General features: G+C 61.2%; 21 protein-coding genes. 10 read left to right on the forward strand and 11 right to left on the reverse strand.

Annotated elements, in window-relative coordinates:
* Positions 1-3 precede the first annotated feature (3 nt).
* The 8 genes from tilS to ybgC all read right to left on the reverse strand — a co-directional run bounded on the left by tilS (position 4) and on the right by ybgC (position 7756).
* On the reverse strand, positions 4-1407 hold the full coding sequence (gene tilS / locus U5G49_RS17895) for a tRNA lysidine(34) synthetase TilS (RefSeq protein ID WP_193444253.1): 1404 nt from the start codon (positions 1405-1407) through the stop codon (positions 4-6).
* A gap of 11 nt (positions 1408-1418) precedes the next feature.
* Positions 1419-2408 carry a tol-pal system protein YbgF gene (ybgF, locus tag U5G49_RS17900; protein ID WP_130717742.1) on the reverse strand — a complete coding sequence of 330 codons (990 nt, stop codon included), beginning with the start codon at positions 2406-2408 and terminating at the stop codon, positions 1419-1421.
* Between the two features lie 162 nt (positions 2409-2570).
* Complete coding sequence (gene pal / locus U5G49_RS17905) at positions 2571-3104, reverse strand: peptidoglycan-associated lipoprotein Pal (RefSeq protein WP_018243435.1); 534 nt, start codon at positions 3102-3104, stop codon at positions 2571-2573.
* A 153-nt stretch (positions 3105-3257) separates the two neighbouring features.
* Complete coding sequence (tolB, locus tag U5G49_RS17910; RefSeq protein WP_026188517.1) at positions 3258-4568, reverse strand: Tol-Pal system beta propeller repeat protein TolB; 1311 nt, start codon at positions 4566-4568, stop codon at positions 3258-3260.
* A 21-nt stretch (positions 4569-4589) separates the two neighbouring features.
* Positions 4590-5726, reverse strand: a complete 1137-nt coding sequence (locus U5G49_RS17915) for a hypothetical protein (RefSeq protein ID WP_112904920.1) — start codon at positions 5724-5726, stop codon at positions 4590-4592.
* 8 nt (positions 5727-5734) lie between these two features.
* A complete protein-coding gene (gene tolR / locus U5G49_RS17920; protein WP_193444254.1) occupies positions 5735-6187 on the reverse strand; it encodes a protein TolR in 453 nt (150 codons plus the stop codon).
* Between the two features lie 18 nt (positions 6188-6205).
* Positions 6206-6925: a protein TolQ gene (gene tolQ, locus U5G49_RS17925; protein ID WP_003542733.1), complete on the reverse strand. Its 720-nt coding sequence runs from the start codon at positions 6923-6925 to the stop codon at positions 6206-6208.
* Positions 6926-7300: 375 nt separating this feature from the next.
* Positions 7301-7756: a tol-pal system-associated acyl-CoA thioesterase gene (ybgC, locus tag U5G49_RS17930; RefSeq protein ID WP_018243438.1), complete on the reverse strand. Its 456-nt coding sequence runs from the start codon at positions 7754-7756 to the stop codon at positions 7301-7303.
* Positions 7757-7875: 119 nt separating this feature from the next.
* On the opposite strand from ybgC, the gene U5G49_RS17935 reads away from it, so the two are divergent.
* The 7 genes from U5G49_RS17935 (at position 7876) to U5G49_RS17965 (ending at position 14164) form a co-directional block, all read left to right on the forward strand.
* Entirely contained in the window at positions 7876-9096 is a 1221-nt protein-coding gene (locus U5G49_RS17935; protein WP_018243439.1) for an NAD-dependent epimerase/dehydratase family protein, read from the forward strand.
* Positions 9097-9106: 10 nt separating this feature from the next.
* On the forward strand, positions 9107-9943 hold the full coding sequence (locus U5G49_RS17940) for a glycosyltransferase (RefSeq protein WP_193444255.1): 837 nt from the start codon (positions 9107-9109) through the stop codon (positions 9941-9943).
* On the forward strand, positions 9940-10857 hold the full coding sequence (locus U5G49_RS17945) for an NAD-dependent epimerase/dehydratase family protein (RefSeq protein WP_193444256.1): 918 nt from the start codon (positions 9940-9942) through the stop codon (positions 10855-10857). Before U5G49_RS17940 ends, U5G49_RS17945 begins: the two co-directional genes overlap by 4 nt.
* Before the next feature lie 59 nt (positions 10858-10916).
* On the forward strand, positions 10917-11624 hold the full coding sequence (locus tag U5G49_RS17950) for an AAA family ATPase (RefSeq protein ID WP_193444257.1): 708 nt from the start codon (positions 10917-10919) through the stop codon (positions 11622-11624).
* Positions 11625-11743: 119 nt separating this feature from the next.
* The gene (locus tag U5G49_RS17955) at positions 11744-12331 is read left to right on the forward strand and encodes a 5-formyltetrahydrofolate cyclo-ligase (protein WP_028733490.1); all 588 of its coding nucleotides are present in this window, start codon (positions 11744-11746) and stop codon (positions 12329-12331) included.
* 3 nt (positions 12332-12334) lie between these two features.
* Entirely contained in the window at positions 12335-13159 is an 825-nt protein-coding gene (locus U5G49_RS17960; RefSeq protein WP_011653409.1) for a TIGR00282 family metallophosphoesterase, read from the forward strand.
* 162 nt (positions 13160-13321) lie between these two features.
* A complete protein-coding gene (locus tag U5G49_RS17965; RefSeq protein WP_168298778.1) occupies positions 13322-14164 on the forward strand; it encodes an MBL fold metallo-hydrolase in 843 nt (280 codons plus the stop codon).
* A 136-nt stretch (positions 14165-14300) separates the two neighbouring features.
* On the opposite strand, the gene U5G49_RS17970 is transcribed toward U5G49_RS17965, so the two are convergent.
* Positions 14301-14804, reverse strand: coding sequence for a pyridoxamine 5'-phosphate oxidase family protein (locus tag U5G49_RS17970; RefSeq protein WP_018445919.1), 504 nt, complete (start codon positions 14802-14804; stop codon positions 14301-14303).
* 141 nt (positions 14805-14945) lie between these two features.
* Between U5G49_RS17970 and U5G49_RS17975 the strand changes: the two genes are divergently transcribed.
* Positions 14946-15692: a YebC/PmpR family DNA-binding transcriptional regulator gene (locus U5G49_RS17975; RefSeq protein WP_193444258.1), complete on the forward strand. Its 747-nt coding sequence runs from the start codon at positions 14946-14948 to the stop codon at positions 15690-15692.
* Positions 15693-15901: 209 nt separating this feature from the next.
* Here U5G49_RS17975 and U5G49_RS17980 read toward each other — a convergent pair whose 3' ends face one another.
* Together U5G49_RS17980 and U5G49_RS17985 are read right to left on the reverse strand one after the other, a co-directional pair.
* Positions 15902-16903 carry an LLM class flavin-dependent oxidoreductase gene (locus tag U5G49_RS17980; protein WP_168298776.1) on the reverse strand — a complete coding sequence of 334 codons (1002 nt, stop codon included), beginning with the start codon at positions 16901-16903 and terminating at the stop codon, positions 15902-15904.
* 125 nt (positions 16904-17028) lie between these two features.
* A complete protein-coding gene (locus U5G49_RS17985) occupies positions 17029-19344 on the reverse strand; it encodes a methyl-accepting chemotaxis protein (RefSeq protein WP_193444259.1) in 2316 nt (771 codons plus the stop codon).
* 244 nt (positions 19345-19588) lie between these two features.
* Here U5G49_RS17985 and ruvC point away from each other — a divergent pair, with 244 nt between their 5' ends.
* Together ruvC and ruvA are read left to right on the forward strand one after the other, a co-directional pair.
* Positions 19589-20098, forward strand: a complete 510-nt coding sequence (ruvC, locus tag U5G49_RS17990) for a crossover junction endodeoxyribonuclease RuvC (protein ID WP_018243449.1) — start codon at positions 19589-19591, stop codon at positions 20096-20098.
* Positions 20099-20139: 41 nt separating this feature from the next.
* The gene (gene ruvA / locus U5G49_RS17995; protein ID WP_018243450.1) at positions 20140-20754 is read left to right on the forward strand and encodes a Holliday junction branch migration protein RuvA; all 615 of its coding nucleotides are present in this window, start codon (positions 20140-20142) and stop codon (positions 20752-20754) included.
* The last annotated feature ends 36 nt before the right edge of the window (positions 20755-20790 follow it).

Genomic DNA, 20790 nt, shown 5'->3' on the forward strand with positions numbered 1-20790 from the left:
AAGTCAGATGGTTTTTCCGTCAATACTTCTTAAAGGCAGCCTCGCATAGGGCGCCGTCGCGAAAACCGCCGAAAGCCTATTGGCAAAGATGAAGTCAAATCGTGTCAAAAAGCGGTCGAAGGGTGCGAAATAGGGTGTTAGTTCGACCATGCGGGCGGATTCCTCAGATAAAAGGCTCTCTTCGGCGGATAACACCGGCGCCGAAGCGATAGCGCGCTTCCATGCGCTCTTGGGAAGGCGCTGCATATACTCCCTCATTCCTGTGCTCGTCACCGGAATCCAGGCACCGCGCGTCTGCGCGGTGATTGGCTCAATAAAGCGTGAAGTGTCTTGCGCGTGTGCAGCAGCGGCTTGGATTTCAATTGATGCGACCGAGCCATTGCGCGCATAAAACCTGCCGTCCCAAACCCCGGCCTCGCCCGGCCGCAATGCCAGCGGCGATATCCCCCGGCTCTCGCGCGCCAGATAAAGCCCGTCACGCCGCAGGTCGAACACGACCCTGCCAGCGGTGATCCGTCCCGGCTTGCTGCCGGTGGCAAATGCAAGGATACGCTCCATATGCCCCCTCCCCGGCGCAAACGGCTGCCCACCGAAAACGGCTGCCAGACGGGCGAGTGCATAGTCGAGGACTGCGCGATCCAGCCGCAACCCGTCAGGCATCACCTGCCCGAGCAGGCCGCCGTGAAGCCGGAAATGACGATCCAGCCATTCGGCTCCTCTGGACGACAGTGCCAGCCGCTCCTCCCAAGCCGCGCTGATATCCTTCGTCATGCCTGCATCGGCCGAAAGCTGCCGGCGCATCCGCACACGCTCGTACTTCGTGTCCTCGTTGCTGGGATCGTCGATCCACGGCACGCCCCGCTCTTTCAGGAAAGCGCGGATATCCGCCCGGGTGGAAAAAAGAAGCGGACGTAAAATCCAGAAACGCCGGTCAAAGAGCACTGCATCTGCAATACCGGTCGAAACCTGCTCTGTTCGCATCCCCCGCATCTGTAGTGTTTCGCGCTGGTCGTCGAGTGTATGCCCCGTGACGATGAGATCGGCTTTGAGGTCTGTGGCGGCGGTCGCAAGCAAGCCATAACGTGCCTCTCGGGCCGCAGCCATGATGCCGGTTTTCGGCTTGTCGCCCTGCCAGATCATGATGGTGTGGGGAATGCCGAGCGATGCGCAGAGGGCTGCGACTTCATGCGCCTCGTCTGCGGAGCCGGCGCGCAACGCATGATCGACGGTCGCAGCGCAAAGCGAAATCTTGAGATGGGGCACGGCCTTTACGGCTTGATCGAGAAGAAGAAGCAGGCCGATGGAATCGCTGCCGCCTGATATCGCGACGAGAATGCGCGCAGGGCTTTGAAGCGACGTGAGAAACTGGAGGATCGCCAGTTGAGGCGATGTTGCTTCCGGAGACATTCCGGAAGACCTTAGCAGGCGAGGCGCTTCTGTTCGCTCGCAACCTTGCTTATGACGGCACGCGACGCCTTCGGATAACGCTTCGACACTTCGCGCAGTGTCGCACAGGCCGTCTCGGTATTGTCGAGGGCGGCAAGCGACATGCCGAGCTTCAGCAGCATTTCCGGCGCCTTTTCCGATGTACCGTATTTCTGGTGCGCATTGAGGAAGGTCTTGGCCGCCTCATTGTACTTACCCTGCGAATAAAGCGCTTCGCCGAGCCAGAAATTGGCGTCCGCCGACCGCGCGCTGCTCGGGTAGCGGGTGATATACTGCGTGAATTCCTGTTCGGCCGTGCTGTAATCGCCGGACAGCACGTGGCCATAGGCGGCCTTGTACTGGTCGGCTTCGCTGCCGAGCGAGGCGGTCTGCTGCGGCGTTTTGGTGTTGGCCTCGGGAATCGGCCCGGAACCGATTGTGGCATTTTCGTCGACGCTTCCGCCGATCGGATTACCGCTCTGATCGAAATCGATCGAGCCGAGTTCCTTCGGCGGCTGGCCGAGACCGCTATTCTCAGGCACGCTGGTGGAGGGAGCCGTTTCGGCTCCCTGCGGTGCTTGAATCACCTTGGCGATGTCGTCGCCGCCGGAGGCGGCCGGAGCGGCATCGGTCTCGCTCTTCTTGACAGGAGCCTTGGTGGCACCTCCGGCGCCGCCCGTCTTTTCGAGCTGCTGGAAGCGGAATTCATTGTCTTCCTGCTGTTTGCGGATCGTCTCCTGCATCTGCAGAAGCTGAAAGCTCATCTCTTCGATCCGGCCGTTCAACTGCCGCAGCTGTTCTTCGAGCTGCTGCACGCGGACCTCCGCGTCGCCGCTCTGCACCTTGACAACAGGCGGCGCCGCCTGGTTTTCCGCGGATCGGCCGCCGAGATGTAGCCCGAAGAACGAGGCGGAATAGGCCGCTCGTTCGCTTCCGGTCACAGCCGCGAGGCACAGCATGCCTGCCACGACAAGTTTCTTCATATGTATCGTCCTGTCCCAGTGATTCTTCGCACCTCGATGGCACGAACAGGAGATTTTTCCAATTGCTTTCAAAAAGCAACGGAGTCTGGCCAAAGTGTGGTCAAAAAGAAAAGGCGGCCCCTGATGGGACCGCCCGTCGAAAAGCGAATTGTTGCTCGGCAATTACATGCCGGCGCCGCCAAGCACGGTAACCGCGCGGCGGTTCTGCGACCAGCAGGAAATATCGTCGCAAACGGCGACCGGACGTTCCTTGCCGTAGGAAATCGTCTTCAGGCGCTGCGCCGGGACGCCGCGCGAAGCGAGATAGTCCTTGGCGGCAGCCGCACGGCGGGCGCCGAGCGCGAGGTTGTATTCGCGCGTGCCGCGTTCGTCGGCATGGCCTTCGACGGTGATCTGGTAGTTCGGGTAGCGGGCGAGCCACTGGGCCTGACGGTCGAGCGTCTGCGAAGCATCGGCGCGGATCGACGAGGAGTCTGTATCGAAGAAGATGCGGTCGCCGACATTGACCGTGAAGTCCTGGGCAGAGCCCGGCGTTGCAGCCCCACCAGCACCGGTGCCGAGGCCGAGGTCGCCGGCGCTGTTCGGCGGCTTCTTGGCGCAGCTTGCGAGCGCGAGACCGGCGATAAGCGCGATCATGACGGGGTTGCGGGCGAAATTCTGCATGCGGCTCATTGCCGGGGTATGAATTCGGCTCATGGCCGGTCTCCTTGCGATTTCATCAGGGTTTCCGGACAGTAACCGCACTCGGTTAACCGCCCCTCAAAGATTATGGTTAACGATTTACTGATTTGTCCCGTAGCCGCCCGGTTTCCATGACTTTGGGGCGACATGAAGGCGGCAGTGCATCGCCTACTCCAGAAGCGGTGACCAGGCCGGGTCGGAACCGTAGGTCGGCGTCTTCACAAGCTGCTCGTTGTAACCGCTCAGATCGATCGAATAGAGCTGCGGACCGCCCGACCCTGCCGCCTGGCGGAAGAACATCAGGACGCGGCCGTTCGGCGCCCAGGTCGGGCCCTCATTGTGGAAGCCAGTCGTCAGGATGCGTTCGCCCGAACCATCCGGCTTCATCACGCCGATCGAGAATTTGCCGCCGGCCTGTTTGGTGAAGGCGATGAGATCGCCGCGCGGCGACCAAACCGGCGTCGAATAGGATCCGTCGCCGAAGGAAATGCGGGTCTGGCCGGAGCCATCGGCATTCATCACGTAGATCTGCGGCTTTCCGCCGCGGTCGCTTTCGAAGCTGACACGCGCTCCATCCGGCGAATAGGAGGGCGAGGTGTCGATCGCCGCCGTCGAGGTCAACCGCGTCGTCGTGCGCGAGCGCAGGTCCATCGTATAGATGTTGGAATTGCCTTCCTGCTGCAGGCTCATGATCACCTTCTGTCCGTCCGGCGAAAAGCGCGGCGAGAAGGTCATGCCGGGGAAGTTGCCGACGACCTCGCGCTGCCCCGTTTCAAGCTGCAGCAGGTAGACGCGCGGCTGCTGGTTGGCAAAGGACATGTAGGTGACTTCCTGCCGGCTCGGCGAGAAGCGCGGTGTCAGAACGAGATCGCTGCCATCGGTCAGCATGCGGATGTTGAAGCCGTCCTGGTCCATGATCGCCAGCTGGCGCTTGCGCTGCTGCTTGGTGCCGGATTCGGAGACAAAGACGACACGAGTGTCGAAATAGCCTTCCTCGCCGGTGATCTGCTTGTAGATCGCATCGGCAATGATGTGAGCGACACGCCGCCAGTTCTCAGGCTGCGTATAAAACTGCTGACCAGTCATCTGCTGTCCGGCAAAGGTATCCCAGAGGCGGAACTCGGCGCGAAGGCGGCCGTCCGCTTCCTGGGTAACCCGTCCGGTGACCAGCGCCTGAGCGTTGATGACCTTCCAGTCCTCGAAACGTGGCGCAGCGTCAGGATTCGCAATCTTCTCGATGAAGGCGGTCTTGCTGATCGGAGCAAACAGGCCAGAACGCTGCAGGTCGGCGGCGATGACCTGCGAGACCTGCGCCCCCATGTCACCCTGCAGGAAGTCCGTCACCGCAATCGGCAACGGCTGAACGTTGCCCTTATTGATATTGATCTCGACGAGAGCGTTCGCCGGCGTCGCGAACGCGGCAGCGGTCATCAGGCCTGCAGCGACCATGATGGCGCGGAAGAAGGAACACTTGTTCATGGAGGAAAAGCCTTTCAGCATTTAGATTCCTAGATCGCTGGGATCGAAGTTGACGACGACTTCGCTCCAGGCATCGTATTTGTCTTTTGGAAGCGACGAGAAAGGAGCCGATTTCATGATGGCGCGATAAGCGCCGCCGGCGAGTGCCCGACGCGTGGATTCGTTATCGCCACCGACCGCCTCGACTTCCGGTTCGCCGACGATGTTGCCGTCCTGATCGAGATTCATATGCACCTTGATGCGAACATCGCCCACGCCTTCCATGCCGGGAATGACAGACCAATTGCCGGCGATGGCACTCTTCAGCGCATCCATCTCGCTCATCGAAAGCTTGGAGCCGCCATTGCTCTTCTTCGCACCGAGCGATGCCTCCTGCGTCGAGCGCTTGGCACCGCCTGCTGAAGGATCGGTCTTGTTCAGCAACGCCGCAACCTCATCGGCATTGAAGTCGCTCTTCATCGCCGAAGCCGATTTCGCCGTCTCCTGCTTCTGATCAGCCTTCTTCTTTTCGGTCGGCTTTTCGGCAGCCTTCGGCTGGTCTTGCATCTTTTCCGGCGGCTTTTCGACCGGCTTCTGTGGTTCCGGCGGCTTCACCTGCGGCTTGGCGACAGGCGTCGGTACATTGTCCGGCAGCGCCTCGGCATCGGGCTTCGGCGGCTCCTCCGGCTTGGCCTGTTCTTCCGGCGGTTTTTCCTCGGGCTTCGGCGGCGTCACTTCGACAGGCTTCGGCGGCGGAATTGAAGCAACCTCCTTCGGCTGCTCGACTTCCGTTTCCTCCTTGACGATCTCCTTGACGTCATTCGGCTTAGGATCGATCTTCGGCATCGGCTTGTCGCTCGAATTGGCGGCAGCCGCTTCAGTATTGCTGGGCTTGGCGTTCGGGACCGGCGGCGTCTTCAGGTCGACATTGTTGTCGCCGGCATTCTCGGCCGGCTGTGCGATCGGCGGCCGTGTCGTCGGCACGGGCGCGGAAGTCTCCTTCTTCGGAGCCTTCTTGTCGCCTTGCTGCATCTGGGTAATGGACTCCACCGGCACGAGATCGACCGGCATCGCCTCGAAATCCTCTACCTTGAAGGATTCCGGAGCGCCAAGCGACACCATCGCCCAGGTGAGCACCAGGCCGTGCAAAACAGCAGATGTGATGACACTGGCCTTCATTTTGCGCGCTATTGGTCCTTCTTCTGCTGCGTCACCAGGCCGATATTCTTGAAGCCTGCACCCTGAATACGGGCCATGACGTCGGCGATGACGCCGTAGGGCGCTGTTGCGTCGCCGCGCACGAAGATACGTTCGTTATAACCGGTGGTGGCGATCGCCTCGAGCTTGGCGGCGATCTCCGTCGCCGGGATCGGTGTTTCCTGCAGGAACACCTCGCCGTCGTTCTTGACGGAGATGGTGATCGGCTGCGTCTCGGAATTCAGCGCCTTGGCCTGCGTTTCCGGCAGGTCGATCGGCACGCCGACGGTCATCATCGGTGCCGCGACCATGAAGATGATCAAAAGCACCAGCATGACGTCGACGAGCGGCGTCACGTTGATTTCGGAAATCACGGCCCTGTTCCGACCGCCGCGACGGCGGCGTCCGCCGCCTCCGCCATTGCCTCCAACAGCCATACCCATGTGAGAATACTCCGTTGGTTATTGAGCGGCAGCGCGCGGCTGCAGTTTCTCGTCGATCTGGCGCGAAAGTATGGCGGAGAATTCATCCGCGAAACCTTCCATTCGGCCCGAGAGCTTGCCGGCATCGGCAGAGAACTTGTTGTAGGCGATAACTGCCGGGATAGCGGCGACGAGGCCGATCGCAGTGGCAAGCAGCGCTTCGGCGATACCGGGCGCGACGACCGCAAGGTTGGTCGACTTCGAACCGGCGATCGCCTGGAACGAGGTCATGATGCCGACGACCGTGCCAAACAGACCGATGAACGGACCGGCCGAGCCGATGGTCGCGAGCGATCCGAGGCGAGCGCCGAGAAATTCGGTCTCACGGGCGAGCGTCACGTCCATTGCGCGGTCGATACGCATCTGCAGGCCGATCGGCGAGCGGGCGCCGCGTTCGAAGGATTTCTTCCACTCGCGCATGGCAGCCACGAAGATCGCCGCCAGACCGGTATTGTTGCGTTCCGACAGCGAGCGGTAGAGTTCTTCCAGCGACTGGCCCGACCAGAACACCTGCTCGAACTTGTCGAACTGGCGCCGTGCGCGGCCATAAGCCAGGTATTTGTCGATGACGATAGCCCATGTCCACACCGAGGCCGCGATAAGCCCGAGCATGACGAGCTTGACGACGATGCCGGCCTGCATGAAAAGCGACCAGAGGCTGACGTCCGTCGTTGCTGCTGCCAATCCTACTTGTTCCATTGATCCAAAATCCCCGAATCCAAACGCCCGGTGCTGGACCGGGCGGCACAAACTGATCTCGCAAGAAGTGTCCGGCGGCCGCCGCCCAAAGCCCTGGTCAAACTTCCAAGCTCATCTTCCGCCTTCTTGCCGTCAAATTTGGTCAAAGGAAGGCGTGCACCGCACAAACTCCGACTTTCCCAGTAAGACACCATTATGGTTAATAGATCGTTAGTGCCGGACTGTGACAGTAAGCCTGTATTTGGAAGATTTCGTTCCATGGATTACTTGACCGGAGCAAGGTCCGGCTGCCGAAAGAGCGCTCATCCTGCGGCGCGGGAATTCCTTCACATAAAGTTCAAGTTTTGACAAGGTCCGATTTTTTGGCAATTCGGCCTATAGCGGCATGCTGCCTTCCAGGAATTTCGCTGCCAGTGTTTCCGGCAACCGCCTTGGCCGCCCCCGGGCGTTGATGACGGCGATGATCACCTTGGCGGCGATCAGCAGCGTCTCGCCCGAGCGGATCTGCTGATTGAGCACCATCTTGGCGCCGCCGGCTTTCTCCGTGTGTGTCAGGATCGTCAGCACATCGTCCATGCGCGCCGGGCTCTTGAAGTCGATCTCCATGCGGTGGACAACGAAAACGAGGCCCTCCTCATCGGCGCTGACGAGTTCGCGCTGCTCGACGCCGAGGCAGCGCAGATAATCGGTACGGCCGCGCTCCAGGAAATGCAGGTAGCGGGCGTGATAGACCAGGCCGGAAAAGTCAGTATCTTCATAATAGACCCGCTGAACGAGGCGGTGTCCGGCTTCCGTCAGCTCTCCCGAAATGGAAAAAGGGCGTTCCGTCATAATTTTCTCCAAACTCAGGTGCCCTGTTTGGCGCAACGCTTCCCGACAGGCAAGCATTGAATGATTGTCACAATTCCTAACTATTCCCGATAATGAGCGACCAATCAGGAGACGATGCGATGAAGATTGCGGTTATGGGCGGAGACGGGTTCATTGGTTGGCCAACCTCGTTGCATCTCTCCGATGCCGGTCACGACATCCATATCCTCGACAATCTCTCCCGCCGCTGGATCGACACCGAACTTGGCGTTCAGTCGCTGACCCCGATGGATTCGATCCAGGAGCGCACCCGCATCTGGCATGCCGAAACCGGACGCCGCATCCACTTCAATCTGATCGATCTCGCCAAGGATTACGAACTCCTGAAAAACTGGCTTTCCGAACACCGCCCGGATGCCGTCATCCATTTCGCCGAACAGCGGGCCGCGCCCTATTCGATGAAGAGCGACCGCCACAAGAACTACACCGTCAACAACAATGTCAGCGCCACGCACAACCTGCTGAACGCGCTGACGGAACTCAATCTCGATGCCCATCTCATCCATCTCGGCACCATGGGCGTCTACGGCTATTCGACGGTCGGCGCGGCGATCCCCGAAGGTTACCTGCCGGTCGGCATCGAAACTTCAGGCGGGGAGACCGTCAACCAGGAGATCCTCTATCCCTCCAATCCCGGCTCGATCTATCACATGACCAAGTGCCTGGATCAGCTTCTCTTCCAGTTCTATGCGAAGAATGACGGCCTGAGGGTCACCGATCTGCACCAGGGCATCGTCTGGGGCACGCATACCGAGCAGACGCGCCGCCACGCGCAGCTGATCAACCGTTTCGACTACGACGGCGATTACGGCACGGTGCTGAACCGCTTCCTCATCCAGGCGGCGATCGGCTATCCGCTGACGGTACACGGCACCGGCGGCCAGACCCGCGCCTTCATCCATATCCAGGATTCGGTGCGCTGCATCGAGCTGGCGCTGAAAAATCCGCCGGCGCGCGGCGCCCGCGTCGAGATCTTCAACCAGATGACGGAAACCCACCGGGTGCGCGACCTCGCCGAGATGATCGCCAGGATGAGCGGCGCCAACATTGCCTGGTTGCCCAACCCGCGCAAGGAAGCCGCAGAGAACGAGCTGATCGTCCGGAACGAAAAATTCCGCGATCTCGGCCTCGACCCGATCACGCTGGAAGCAGGCCTGCTCGGCGAAATCGTCGACGTCGCCAAGAAATTCGCCTATCGCGTCGACCGCGCCCGCGTTCCGGCCGTCTCCGCCTGGACCAAGGACATCGCCGCGACGATCAATCACGATCCGGAGGGCAAGCGGCTGAAATCCGTCTCGTGAGCGCCGCAATATGACGAGCGCCAGCGGCATACCCGCCCGTTTCGCCTATGTCACACTCGTCACCAATGCCGACTACGCCATGGGCGCAACCGCGCTTGCCCGCTCCTTGCGCCGAACCGGCACCGGGGCTGACATCGTCATTCTCCACACCGGCGGCGTCGATGCGGCCGCCCTTTTGCCCCTGAAAGCACTCGACTGCCGGCTGATCGCGGTCGAGCACCTGCCGCTGTCTGCCGCCTTCAACGAACGCCATGCGCGTGGCCAGCTCCATTCGACAGCTCCTTTCACCAAGGGTCGCAAACCGGATTTCCATTCGCCGCTCGACAATTTCTGCAAGCTCAGGCTCTGGCAGCTCGTCGAATACCAACGCTGCGTCTTCATCGACGCCGACGCCCTCGTGTTGAAGAACGTCGACAGGCTATTCCTCTATCCGGAATTGTCAGCCGCCCCCAATGTCTACGAAAGCCTCGCCGACTTCCGCCGCATGAATTCCGGTGTCTTCGTCGCGACGCCCTCGCATGACACATTCCGGCACATGCTCGAAAAGCTCGACAGGCGGGACGCCTTCTGGCGGCGCACCGATCAGACCTTTCTCGAGACGTTCTTCCCGGATTGGCACGGCCTGCCGGTTTATTTCAACATGCTGCAATATGTATGGTTCACCATGCCGGAGCTTTGGGACTGGAAGAGCATTTCGATCCTGCACTACCAGTATGAAAAACCGTGGGAAAAGGATCATCCCAAGGCAGCGCGACTACAACCCTTGATCGATCTGTGGCACCGTTTCCACGATGGCGGCGATGTGCCTGAGATCACGGCGCTGGACAATCCGGAAGGGGCAGCATGAAGGTACTGGTATCGGGTGGAACGGGTCTCGTCGGCCGGTATGTCGTCGAGGAACTGCTGGCCGCCGGATATCAGGTGATCGTCGGCGGGCGCCGCGCGCCGCTGCCGCGCCTCTTCTCTCGCTCGGTCGAGTTCGCAGCGCTTTCGCTCGATCCCGACAAGGATCAGATCGACGTCTTCGACGACGCCTACTTCTTCGTCCACGCCGCCTTCAGCCATGTTCCGGGCAAGTATCGTGGCGGCGAGGGCGACGATCCGAAGACCTTCCACAGGTTGAACCTCGACGGCACCGTCCGGCTTTTCGAAGCCGCCAAACGCGCCGGCACGCGCCGCTGCGTCTTCCTGTCCAGCCGCGCCGCCTATGGCGATCATCCCGAGGGAACCGAACTGACGGAGACGATGCTGGCCAAGCCTGAAACACTTTACGGCCAGGTCAAGCTCGATGCCGAACGCGCGCTTGACCACCTCTCCACGCCGGGTTTTGCCGGCGTAAGCTTGAGGGCAACCGGCGTCTATGGCGATCTCTCACCGAACAAATGGGACGGCCTCATCGCCGATTACCTCGCCGGCCGGCCGGTTGTTGCCCGTCGGGGAACGGAAGTTCACGGCCGCGACCTCGGTCGGGCGGTAAGGCTGATGCTGGAGACGGAAAGCACCCGCATCTCCGGCGAGGTCTTCAACGTCTCAGACATGTCAGTCGACACGCGCGACATCCTTTCGCCCATCCGCCGCGAGACGGGCTGTCGGCACGCGCTGCCGGCCCCTGCCGATGACGCTGCGCTCAATCCCATGAGCACTGCGAAAATCCGCACGCTCGGCTGGGCACCGGGCGGAGCGCCTCTATTCGAGGAGACGATGCAGCAGTTGGCCGCTGCGCTGCCGAAATCCGCAAGACACAGGTCCACGCAAGTCTGACGTTGCAGAATGCCCGGATTTGCAATCGGGGGCCCGAATTAAAAATCGGGGGATTGTCCATGCAGGTCGCAACCACGTCTGCCTCCATCATCTTGCGCGGCACGTCTTCGACGGCAGCCATTTCAGCCGCCGGCAGCGAGACCGATCAAGGCGTGCTGAAGCTGCAGCGCGCCACCCAGGCGCTGCAGCAGATGCGCCAAACCTTGGCGAACTCGGGAGACGAGGCCAAGGCGAAGGCGCAACGCAAGCTCGAAGAGGCAAAGCAGCAGTTGGAGATGCTGCGCAGCTCCAACATGGCTCCTGAGGTGGTCGCCCGGCTGGCCGCCGAACTAGCGCGCAAGGTCGGCACCGCCGCCTCCGAATTCGCATCGGCTGTCGCAACCGGCAGCCCGGCAACAGCGGTTTCGATGGATGCAGCCACGGGTGCTGCGGCCGTCGCAACCAGCGGGGCCGATGCGGCGCTGACGGATACCGCAGGAGAAACTGCGGCCGGCGAGACCGGCTCGCAGGAACCGGACGCCGCCACCAACGCCCGCAACGCCTATGCGAGCGTCGCTGAGGATGCCCCGAAATTTTCGGGCATTTCGGCCGATGATCGCGAAACGATGGAAGAGTTCAAGGCGGTGGTGCGCGAACTCAAGCAAGTGCTCGAAAAGGCGATGCGCGAGTTGCGGCAGCAAGACCGGCAGGCCGGAGCCAATGCCGTTCTTGATATGGCAGGCTTCTCCATCGGCGCCACGACAATACCGACAAGCATCGTCGTCTGACGATCCGCAGCCGCCAGGCGGACGAGGCGTGAAACGCGCGTGATACCGTCGCATCCGGCATTTTCATCGGACATCCAGCCGTCTATGCTCGGGTAAATCTCTCAGAACCGGCAGATCGAATGACAGCGAAAGAATTGAAAGCGCAGCTGCGCAACGAACGGCTGTCCGCACGCGACGCCATCCCCGCCGAGAAACGCGCCTCCAAAAGCCTCGCAATGGCCGAACATGCCGGCGAGGCCGTCGGTTTTGCGCTGGGTACGATCGTCTCCGGTTTCCTACCGATCCGTTCGGAAGCCGATCTCCGGCCGCTGATGGCGCGCTTTGCCGTGCGCGGTGCGCGGCTCTGCGTGCCGGCGATCCTTGACCGGCAGACCATCGTCTTTCGCGAGCTGGCGGAAGGTGCGCCCCTCGTCGACACCGGTTTCGGCACGGTCGGCCCCGGCGCAGATGCCGCCATTCTTGATCCCGAGATCATGCTGGTGCCGCTTTCAGCCTTCGATATCAGCGGCCACCGCATCGGCTACGGCGCCGGCCACTACGACCGCGCCATCTGCCGGCTAAGGCAAAAAGGCCTGCATCCGAAGCTGATCGGCATTGCATTCGACTGCCAGGAAGTGGCACATGTGCCCGCTGAGCCGCACGACATAAGCCTGGATGCCATCCTGACAGAAAGCGGCCTTCGCTTTTTTGCCTCTTGGATTGGATAGGGAATGCGGCTGCTTTTTCTGGGTGACATGGTCGGCAAGACGGGACGCACGGCGGTCTGGGACCGTCTTCCCGGCCTTGTTTCCGACCTCAAGCTCGATTTCGTCATCGTCAACGGCGAGAATGCCGCCGGCGGCTTCGGCATCACTGAGGACATCTTTCTGGAAACGATCAATGCCGGCGCCGATGTGGTGACGACAGGCAACCACGTCTGGGACCAGAAGGAAGCCGTCGCTTTTGCCGGTCGGCACGATCAGTTCCTGCGTCCCGCCAACTATCCCCAAGGCACGCCCGGCCGTGGCTCCGGCCTTTTCTATGCCAGAAACGGCGCGCGCGTGCTCGTCGCCAACGTCATGGGCCGGGTCTTCATGCATCCCGAACTCGACGACCCCTTCAAATCGGCGGAGGTCATCCTCGACGCCTGCCCGCTGAAGGAGCAGGCCGATGCGATCATCTTCGATTTCCATGCCGAGGCGACCAGCGAGAAGCAGTGTTTCGGCCATTTCGTCGACGGCCGCGCCAGCTTCGTCGTCGGCACCCACACGCATGTACCGACGGCCGACGCACAGATCCTGAACGGCGGCACCGCCTATATGTCGGATGCCGGCATGTGCGGCGACTACGACTCCTCTCTCGGCATGGACAAGGAGGAGCCGCTCAACCGCTTCATCTCCAAGATGCCGAAGGGCCGCATGGAAGCCGCGAACGGACCGGCGACGATCTGCGGCGTCGGCGTGGAGATCTCGGATACGACAGGACTTGCAGAAAAGATCGCGCCGCTCCGACTCGGGCCGCGGCTGGCTGAGACGGTGCCGGAGTTCTGGCGGTAATAGGCGACGGGCGGCCGTCCAACACGCAATTGTGAGAACCCGCCGTCTGGACCCCTGCGGCCTCATGCCGCATCCTCCCCGCCACTCGGGTATAACCCTAAATCGGAATCGATTTTCCGGGTTATGCGCCGGTTGAAGGTGATAGAGCGCCGGAGGAGTGGCATGAAGCCGCAATATCTTATCCTCGCTATCGCATCCCTTGCGGCCTTCGCCGCGCCCGATCTTGCCGCGGCACAAGAGCAGCGGCCGCCGGTCAGCCAGTGCCAGGCGATCGCGCAAACCATCCCCAAGGCGACCTTAGCAAGCTTTTCCGGCGCCCCGCTGATGCCTGCCGTCTCCGAGGGCGAGGACGTCAAACTGACCTTCCTCGGCCATTCCACCTTCGAGATCGAGACCCCGGGCGGCATCGTCATCGCGACAGACTATAATGGCTGGTACAGGCCGGCGACGATGCCCGATGTCGTGACCATGAACAAAGCGCACACGACCCACTATACCCTGACCCCCGATCCCGGCATCAAGCACGTGCTGCATGGGTGGAGCGACATTCCGGGCGAAAAGGCCAACATCAATCTCGTCGTCGGCGATGCCTATATCCGCAACGTTACGACGGATATCCGCTTCAGCTACGGCCTCGGCGGCGCGCATGAGAACGGCAACTCCATATTTATCTTCGAGATCGCCGGCCTGTGCATCGGCCATCTCGGCCACCTGCACTACGAGCTGACGGATGCCCATTATACCGAGATCGGCCGCCTCGACGTCGTCATGGTCCCCGTTGACGGTGGGCTGACGATGGGCGCCGACAGCATGAGCCGCGTCATCAAGCGGCTACGCTCGTCGTTGATCCTGCCGATGCACCGACGCGGCCCGCCAGTCGAGGCCTTCGTCTCGATGTTCGGCAAGGATTTCGACGTCGCCAATGCGCCCGATGCCAGTATCACCGTCTCCATGCGCACTCTGCCGAAAAAGCCGCTGATCTATGTGCTGAAGGGCGTGCAGTAAAAGGCTCGGCGGTTTTCCTTCTACAGCGCCGCGCGTCTTTTCAGACGCGCAAAGGACGCTGTAGCACTTTGAATTGCTGCATAATTTTATCCTTAAATCGATTCCGATTTAAGGAATTATGCAGTGGCACTGCGCGTCAAGCGAACTGCAGGTGACGCTTGATTCCGACATCCGGCATCTTGTCATCGTCGAGATTGGCCTTGGCGATCTCCCAGCCGAATTTCAGCTTGTTGCCTGTGGAAACCCAGATCTCCGCATCGTCGACATGGAGGGACAGCATGGTGAGCTTGGGGTCCTTTTTGCCGCCGTCATACCAGGCTGCGACGATCGAGCTCCAGTATTCCTCGATCTTGGAAGGGTCAGGATGCACCTCAATCACACCGGCGAGGCAGGCGTGATAGTCGTGATCCTTACCGACGACACAGAAATGCGCGCGGCTGCCGGGCTTGATGGCGCGCACGATATCGGCATCGGTCTTGGTGTAGAACCAGATGGTGTTGGTGGTGGGATCGGCATGCGGCGCCATCGGCTGCATGTGCATATCCAGTCCGGAAATTCCGAGCATGCCGGCATGGACATCGTTGACCTGATCCCAGAGCTGACGTGCTGGATGTTCCTGCGCCTCGCTGAGACTTGCCATGACCGTTCCTTTCCGTTGGATGGAGTTCGATTGAAACGTCATCCCCTCGCCTTTGTTCCGAACTGCTTTTTCCTTGAACGGGTGCCGTTTCGCTCTTATAAGGCGGCCCATTCCGAACAATGAGACGTGAACAGGGGTGCCATGGCTGGCCATTCACAGTTTAAAAACATCATGCACCGCAAAGGCCGTCAGGATGCCGTGCGGTCGAAAATGTTCTCCAAGCTTGCGCGCGAAATCACCGTTGCCGCCAAGGCCGGCCTGCCCGACCCGACGATGAACGCCCGCCTTCGCCTGGCGATCCAGAACGCCAAGGCCCAGTCCATGCCGAAGGACAATATCGACCGCGCCATCAAGAAGGCAGCCGGCGCCGACGGCGAAAATTATGACGAAGTCCGCTATGAGGGCTACGGCCCCGGTGGCACGGCGATCATCGTCGAGGCTCTGACCGACAACCGCAACCGCACCGCCTCCAACGTCCGCTCGAGCTTCACCAAGGCCGGCGGCGCTCTCGGCGAAACCGGTTCCGTTTCCTTCTCCTTCGACCATGTCGGCGAAATCACCTACAAGCTTTCCGTCGGCGATGCCGACAAGGTGATAGAAGCCGCAATCGAAGCTGGCGCCGACGACGTCGAGACCGACGAAGACGGCCACTACATCACCTGCGGCTTCGAAGCCCTCGGCGAAGTGGCGAAAGCGCTGGAATCGAGCCTCGGCGAAGCCGAAACCGTCAAGGCCGTCTGGCGCGCCCAGAACAACGTGCCGGTGGACGAGGAAAAAGCCCAGTCACTGATGAAGCTCATCGACAGCCTGGAAGACGATGACGACGTGCAGAACGTCTATTCCAACTTCGAAGTCTCGGAAGAAGTGCTGGCGAAGCTCTCGGCCTGATCTCCTCAGGCAGATGTCAAAAATAAAAACCCGGCTGCAACGCCGGGTTTTTTCTTACCGGAAAGGTGGCGCCGTCAGAGTGCTCCTTGCGTAGATCCTAGAGCATGATGCCGAAAAGTGTGGGCGGTTTTCGGACGACATCATGCTCTGATATATAATGTAGAACAGGATTCAGATTTTAGGCCGACCCGGTCTAAAATCATCCTGTTCTAAGCGGCGGCTCGCATAAAGCTCCCCAGCCCTGCGAATAGTTCCACCGATGTCAGCCGCGCCTCAATGTCGTGGATCGGCATCGAGATGATCACCTCGTCGGCCTGTGTTTCCTGTAGAAACTCCGCCAGTTTCGCCTCCGCCGTCTTCGGCGAGCCTACAACGGCATAACGGAGCGTGTGTTCGACATTCATCTTCTCCATCGGCGACCAGAAATCCCCCATATCGGCCACCGGACGTGGGAACGGGCCGCGGACATTGCGGCGCAGATTGACGAATTGCTGCTGGGCGGAGGTGAAATGGTACCGCGCCTCCTCGTCCGTCGCCGCCACCGCCCCCATGACGCCGACCATCACATGCGGCTTGTCGAGCGTCGCCGAGGGCTGGAAGCGGTCACGGTAGATCGCGATCGCATCGAGCAGCATGTCGGGCGCGAAATGCGAGGCGAAGGCATAGGGAAGCCCGAGCATGGCGGCGAGCTGGGCGCTGTAGAGACTGGAGCCGAGCAGCCAGATCGGGATATGTGAACCATTGCCGGGAACTGCGAGGATCGCCTGGTTCTCGACCGGCGTATCGAGGAGTTGCTGCAGCTCCACCACGTCGTTCGGGAAGCTGTTTGCACCGGCCTCGAGGTTGCGCCGCAGCGCCTGTGCCGTGCGCATGTCGGTTCCCGGCGCGCGCCCGAGGCCGAGATCGATACGGCCGGGGAAGAGTGCCTCCAGCGTACCGAACTGCTCGGCGATGACGAGCGGCGAGTGATTGGGCAGCATGATGCCGCCGGAGCCGATGCGGATGCGCTTTGTCGCGGCCCCGACATGGCCGATGACGACTGATGTGGCAGCGCTGGCGATCCCCGGCATGCCGTGATGTTCAGCAAGCCAGAAGCGCTTGTAACCGAACTCCTCGGCCTTCACAGCCATTCGCGCCGAGGCCTTGAGGGACTGGTGCACGGTGCTGCCTTCGGCAACGGGGGAAAGGTCGAGTATGGAGAAGGGGACCATGGGAAACCTGCCGGGCAGTTGGACGATGCCGTCTATGTAGGTTCGCGCCGGCGCCATTCCAAACCATGGACGCAACAAAAAAGGCCGCGCGAGCGCGACCCTTATGCAATGTGGAAAGGTGTGGCTTACCGCTGACGGCGCAGCACATGCACCTCGGCGCTCTGCTTGTGATGGCTATGCGGTAGCGTGAAATTGTCGAGCTGGCGGTCCATTTCCAGGGCTTCCGTCGCCAGCCGGTGGATCGCCGCCGTCGTCTCCTCGACCATCGAGGCGTTCTGTTGCGTCATCGTGTCGAGTTCTGCGACGGCGCTATTGATCTCACGCAGCGTATTGGCCTCCTCGCGGGTCGCACCCATGATCTCGTTGATCTGCCCATTGATCGCCTCGACATGGGCGCCGATGCCCGTCAGCGCAACGCCCGCTTTTTCCACAAGCGTAACGCCACTTTCGACCTCATGCGTCGATTTCTGCAGCAGGCTGGAGATCTCCTTGGCCGCACTCGATGAGCGCTGGGCCAGCTCGCGTACTTCCATGGCGACGACGGCGAAGCCCTTGCCGGATTCACCGGCGCGCGCTGCCTCGACACCGGCATTGAGGGCCAGGAGGTTGGTCTGGAAGGCGATGTCGTCAATGACCGAGATGATCGTGTTGATCTGGCGCGAGGAGGCCTGGATTGCCTCCATCGCCGCGATCGTCTCGCGCATGATCTGGCCGGAACCCGTCGTCTCCTTCTTGGCGTCGCGGGCGATGCGCTCGGCCTGTTCGGCTCGCTCGATCTGCCGGCGGACCGACTGGGTGATGGCGCTGATCGCATTTGCCGTCTCGGTGATCGAGCCGGCCTGGCGCTCGGTGCGCCCGGCAAGCTCGTCGGCGCCGGTGCGCATCTCCTCGGAGCCGGCGCGCACCGCCATGGAGTTGCCGCCGATTGCCGTCATGGTTTCGCTGAGCGTCGCCAGCGCCTCGTTGAAATTGACCCGCAGGCTTTCGAGCTCGTTCGGGAAGCGCGTATCGATCTGGTAGGCGAGATCGCCGTTCGCCAGATGATGCAGGCCCTCGTCAATCGCCTCGACCACCTGCTGCAGCGTCTTGGCCTCGGCCTCACGCTCGGCCAGATTCTGCTGGCGGTCGTGCTCGGCCTGCAGGCGGGTCTCTTCGCTGGCAGCTTCGAGCTCGCGGCTTTCGATCAGCGAGTGGCGGAAGCGGTCGAGCGCGTTGGCCATCGTGCCGATCTCGTCCTTGCGGTTCAGGCTGCCGATCTCGCTGTCGAGCTTGCCGTCGGCGACATCGCGGGTGACGCCGGCAAGCCGCGCAAGCGGCGAAAACAGGAAATTGGTGACGAGCCCGGTCGCGATCGCCATGACGACAAGCACGCCGACGCCAATCATCGTCAGCAGGGTGGCGATCTCGATCGAGCCGGCATTGAGCTCGCTCAGAAGCACGCTCTCTACCACGAGGAAACGGTCGCCACGATAGTCGATACCGCGGACATAGGCGCGGGCCGCGCCGTCCGCCCGGCTGAAATCGGCAACCGTCATCGCCGAACTGGCAAGCGCGCTCTTGATGAAGGTGAAGGGCGTCGTATCGAGCGTCGCAAGCTTGCCGCTCGCGTCGAGGCCGACGGCGGAGCCATCGCCGGAGACGATCGCCGCCCGCGCCGTGCTGCCCTGGACGATGCCCTTGGCGAGGATGCCGGTGACGATCTCGTCGCGCACCTTGAAGAGAATGACGCCCTTGGCCGCTCCAAGCTTGACGATCGGCACGGCATAAAAGATCGCCGGCTTGCCGCTGCCGGCATCGACACGAAGGCCGGAAAAGCCTGTCGGCGCTGCATCATCGGTCGCCTTGGCGGTATTCTCGATCGCCTTGGCGAATGCGATGCCGGCGCCGGTCCCCTTCCAGGCATCCGACTTCAGGTTCTCGGCGAAGTCGTCTTCCTTCTTATAGGAATAGAGAACGGTGCCCTCGAGATCGACAATCAGCAGATCGCTGAAGGCGGTATCCTCGAGGTCGCGGGCGACTTCGCCCTGCGTCTTCTCGTGGCTCGAATAATAAAAGCCGCTCGGCCCTTCCGGCTTGATGAGCTTCTCGCGCTGGTCGGCGGGGTTGGGGTTGCCTGCTATGAAAACCTTCTTCAGTTCGGCGCGGGCATCGCCCGCGGTCTTCTCGATGGTCTTCCAGCCGCTCTTCAGATTGGTGATCGACATCTGCAGCGCCTCGATGCGCGCGATGGAATTTGCTTGGTTTTCAAGCTGCGTCAGCTGGTCCTGCAGCATGTCGCCGCGAAAAATCAGCACACTTTCCTTGGCCTTCAGCGCCTGCTCGTCGGAAATGCGGCTGCTGGCGAAATAGGCAAGCACATCGATGACCGCGATGGACAGCACGGTCATCAGAATGAACGTGACGATGACCTTGAAGGACAGGGACTGAAATCTCTGAGCCATGTACAACGAACCCCTTCTGAACGCGCCTGCCAGCGCGGGCACGCAGCGCATGCCTGATCTACTGACCTGTAAACAGAACATCGGAGGCTTAACTCTTTGCCAAAAGAAGCCCCTCTCGTATTCGATGACTAGAATTCAGGCATCTGTTTTAATTCGCGGTAAATGGCAGGGCCGAAATTCAGGAACGTTTTTGTTTTGTTCACATATCGATGGCACTTATTTCGCAATCGCTATAGGTTGAACCATGCAAAATACGATTCGCATCGTCGGCATCGATCCCGGGCTTCGTCGCACCGGCTGGGGAGTGATCGACACATCAGGCAATTCCCTGCGGTTTGTGGCATCTGGAACCGTGACCTCTGATGGAGACATGGACCTTGCCTCCCGTCTCTGCCAGCTGCACGACGGCCTGGCGGAGATGGTCCACAGCTATAAGCCGGATGAAGCCGCCGTCGAACAGACCTTCGTCAACAAGGATGCGGTGGCAACCCTGAAGCTTGGCCAGGCCCGTGGCATCGCCATGCTGGTGCCGGCACGTGCCGGGCTGCCGGTCTCCGAATATGCCCCGAACGCCGTCAAGAAGGCCGTCATCGGTGTCGGCCATGGCGAAAAGCACCAGATCCATATGATGTTGAAGATCCTGATGCCGAAAGTCGAATTCAAGGGCGACGACGCCGCCGACGCCTTGGCGATCGCCATCTGCCATGCGCACAATCGCGGCAGCAACCGGATGCGCCAGGCACTGGCCGGTTAATCTATACTTGACTTGTTCCCATCTGCTGAGAGACCCGACCCATGATCGGCAAGCTGAAAGGCACCATAGACGAGATCGGCGAAGACTATGTGCTCGTCGATGTGCACGGCGTCTGCTACGTCGCCCATTGCTCGGCCCGCACCCTGTCCAAGCTCGGCTCGGCCGGCGAGGCCTGCGTGCTGTTTATCGAAACCTATGTGCGTGAGGACCAGCTGAGGCTCTTCGGCTTCATGACCGCGCTGGAGCGGGAATGGTTCAACCTGCTCCAGAGCGTCCAGGGCGTCGGCGCCAAGGTGGCGCTCGCCGTGCTCTCGACGTTGACGCCAGGCGAACTCGCCAATGCGATCGCCCTGCAGGACCGCGCCGCCGTCTCGCGTGCGCCGGGCGTCGGTCCGAAAGTGGCGATGCGTCTTGTCACCGAGCTCAAGAACCGGGCGCCGGCCTTTGCCGGCGAAGCGATCAATATCGCTCTCAAGCAGGAACTCGGTGAAGGCGTCGCGGCAGCACCCGTCGCCGATGCGGTGTCCGCACTGACCAACCTCGGCTATTCCCGCGACCAGGCCGCGAATGCGGTTGCCGCGGCAATGAAGGCGGCGGGCGATGGCGCCGACAGCGCCAAACTGATCAGGCTGGGATTGAAAGAGCTGGCGCGGTGATTTCCTTGAATATATCGCAATTCCTTACTAAACTTG

Source organism: Rhizobium indigoferae (genome assembly GCF_034554815.1).
Taxonomy (GTDB): Bacteria; Pseudomonadota; Alphaproteobacteria; order Rhizobiales; family Rhizobiaceae; genus Rhizobium; species Rhizobium leguminosarum.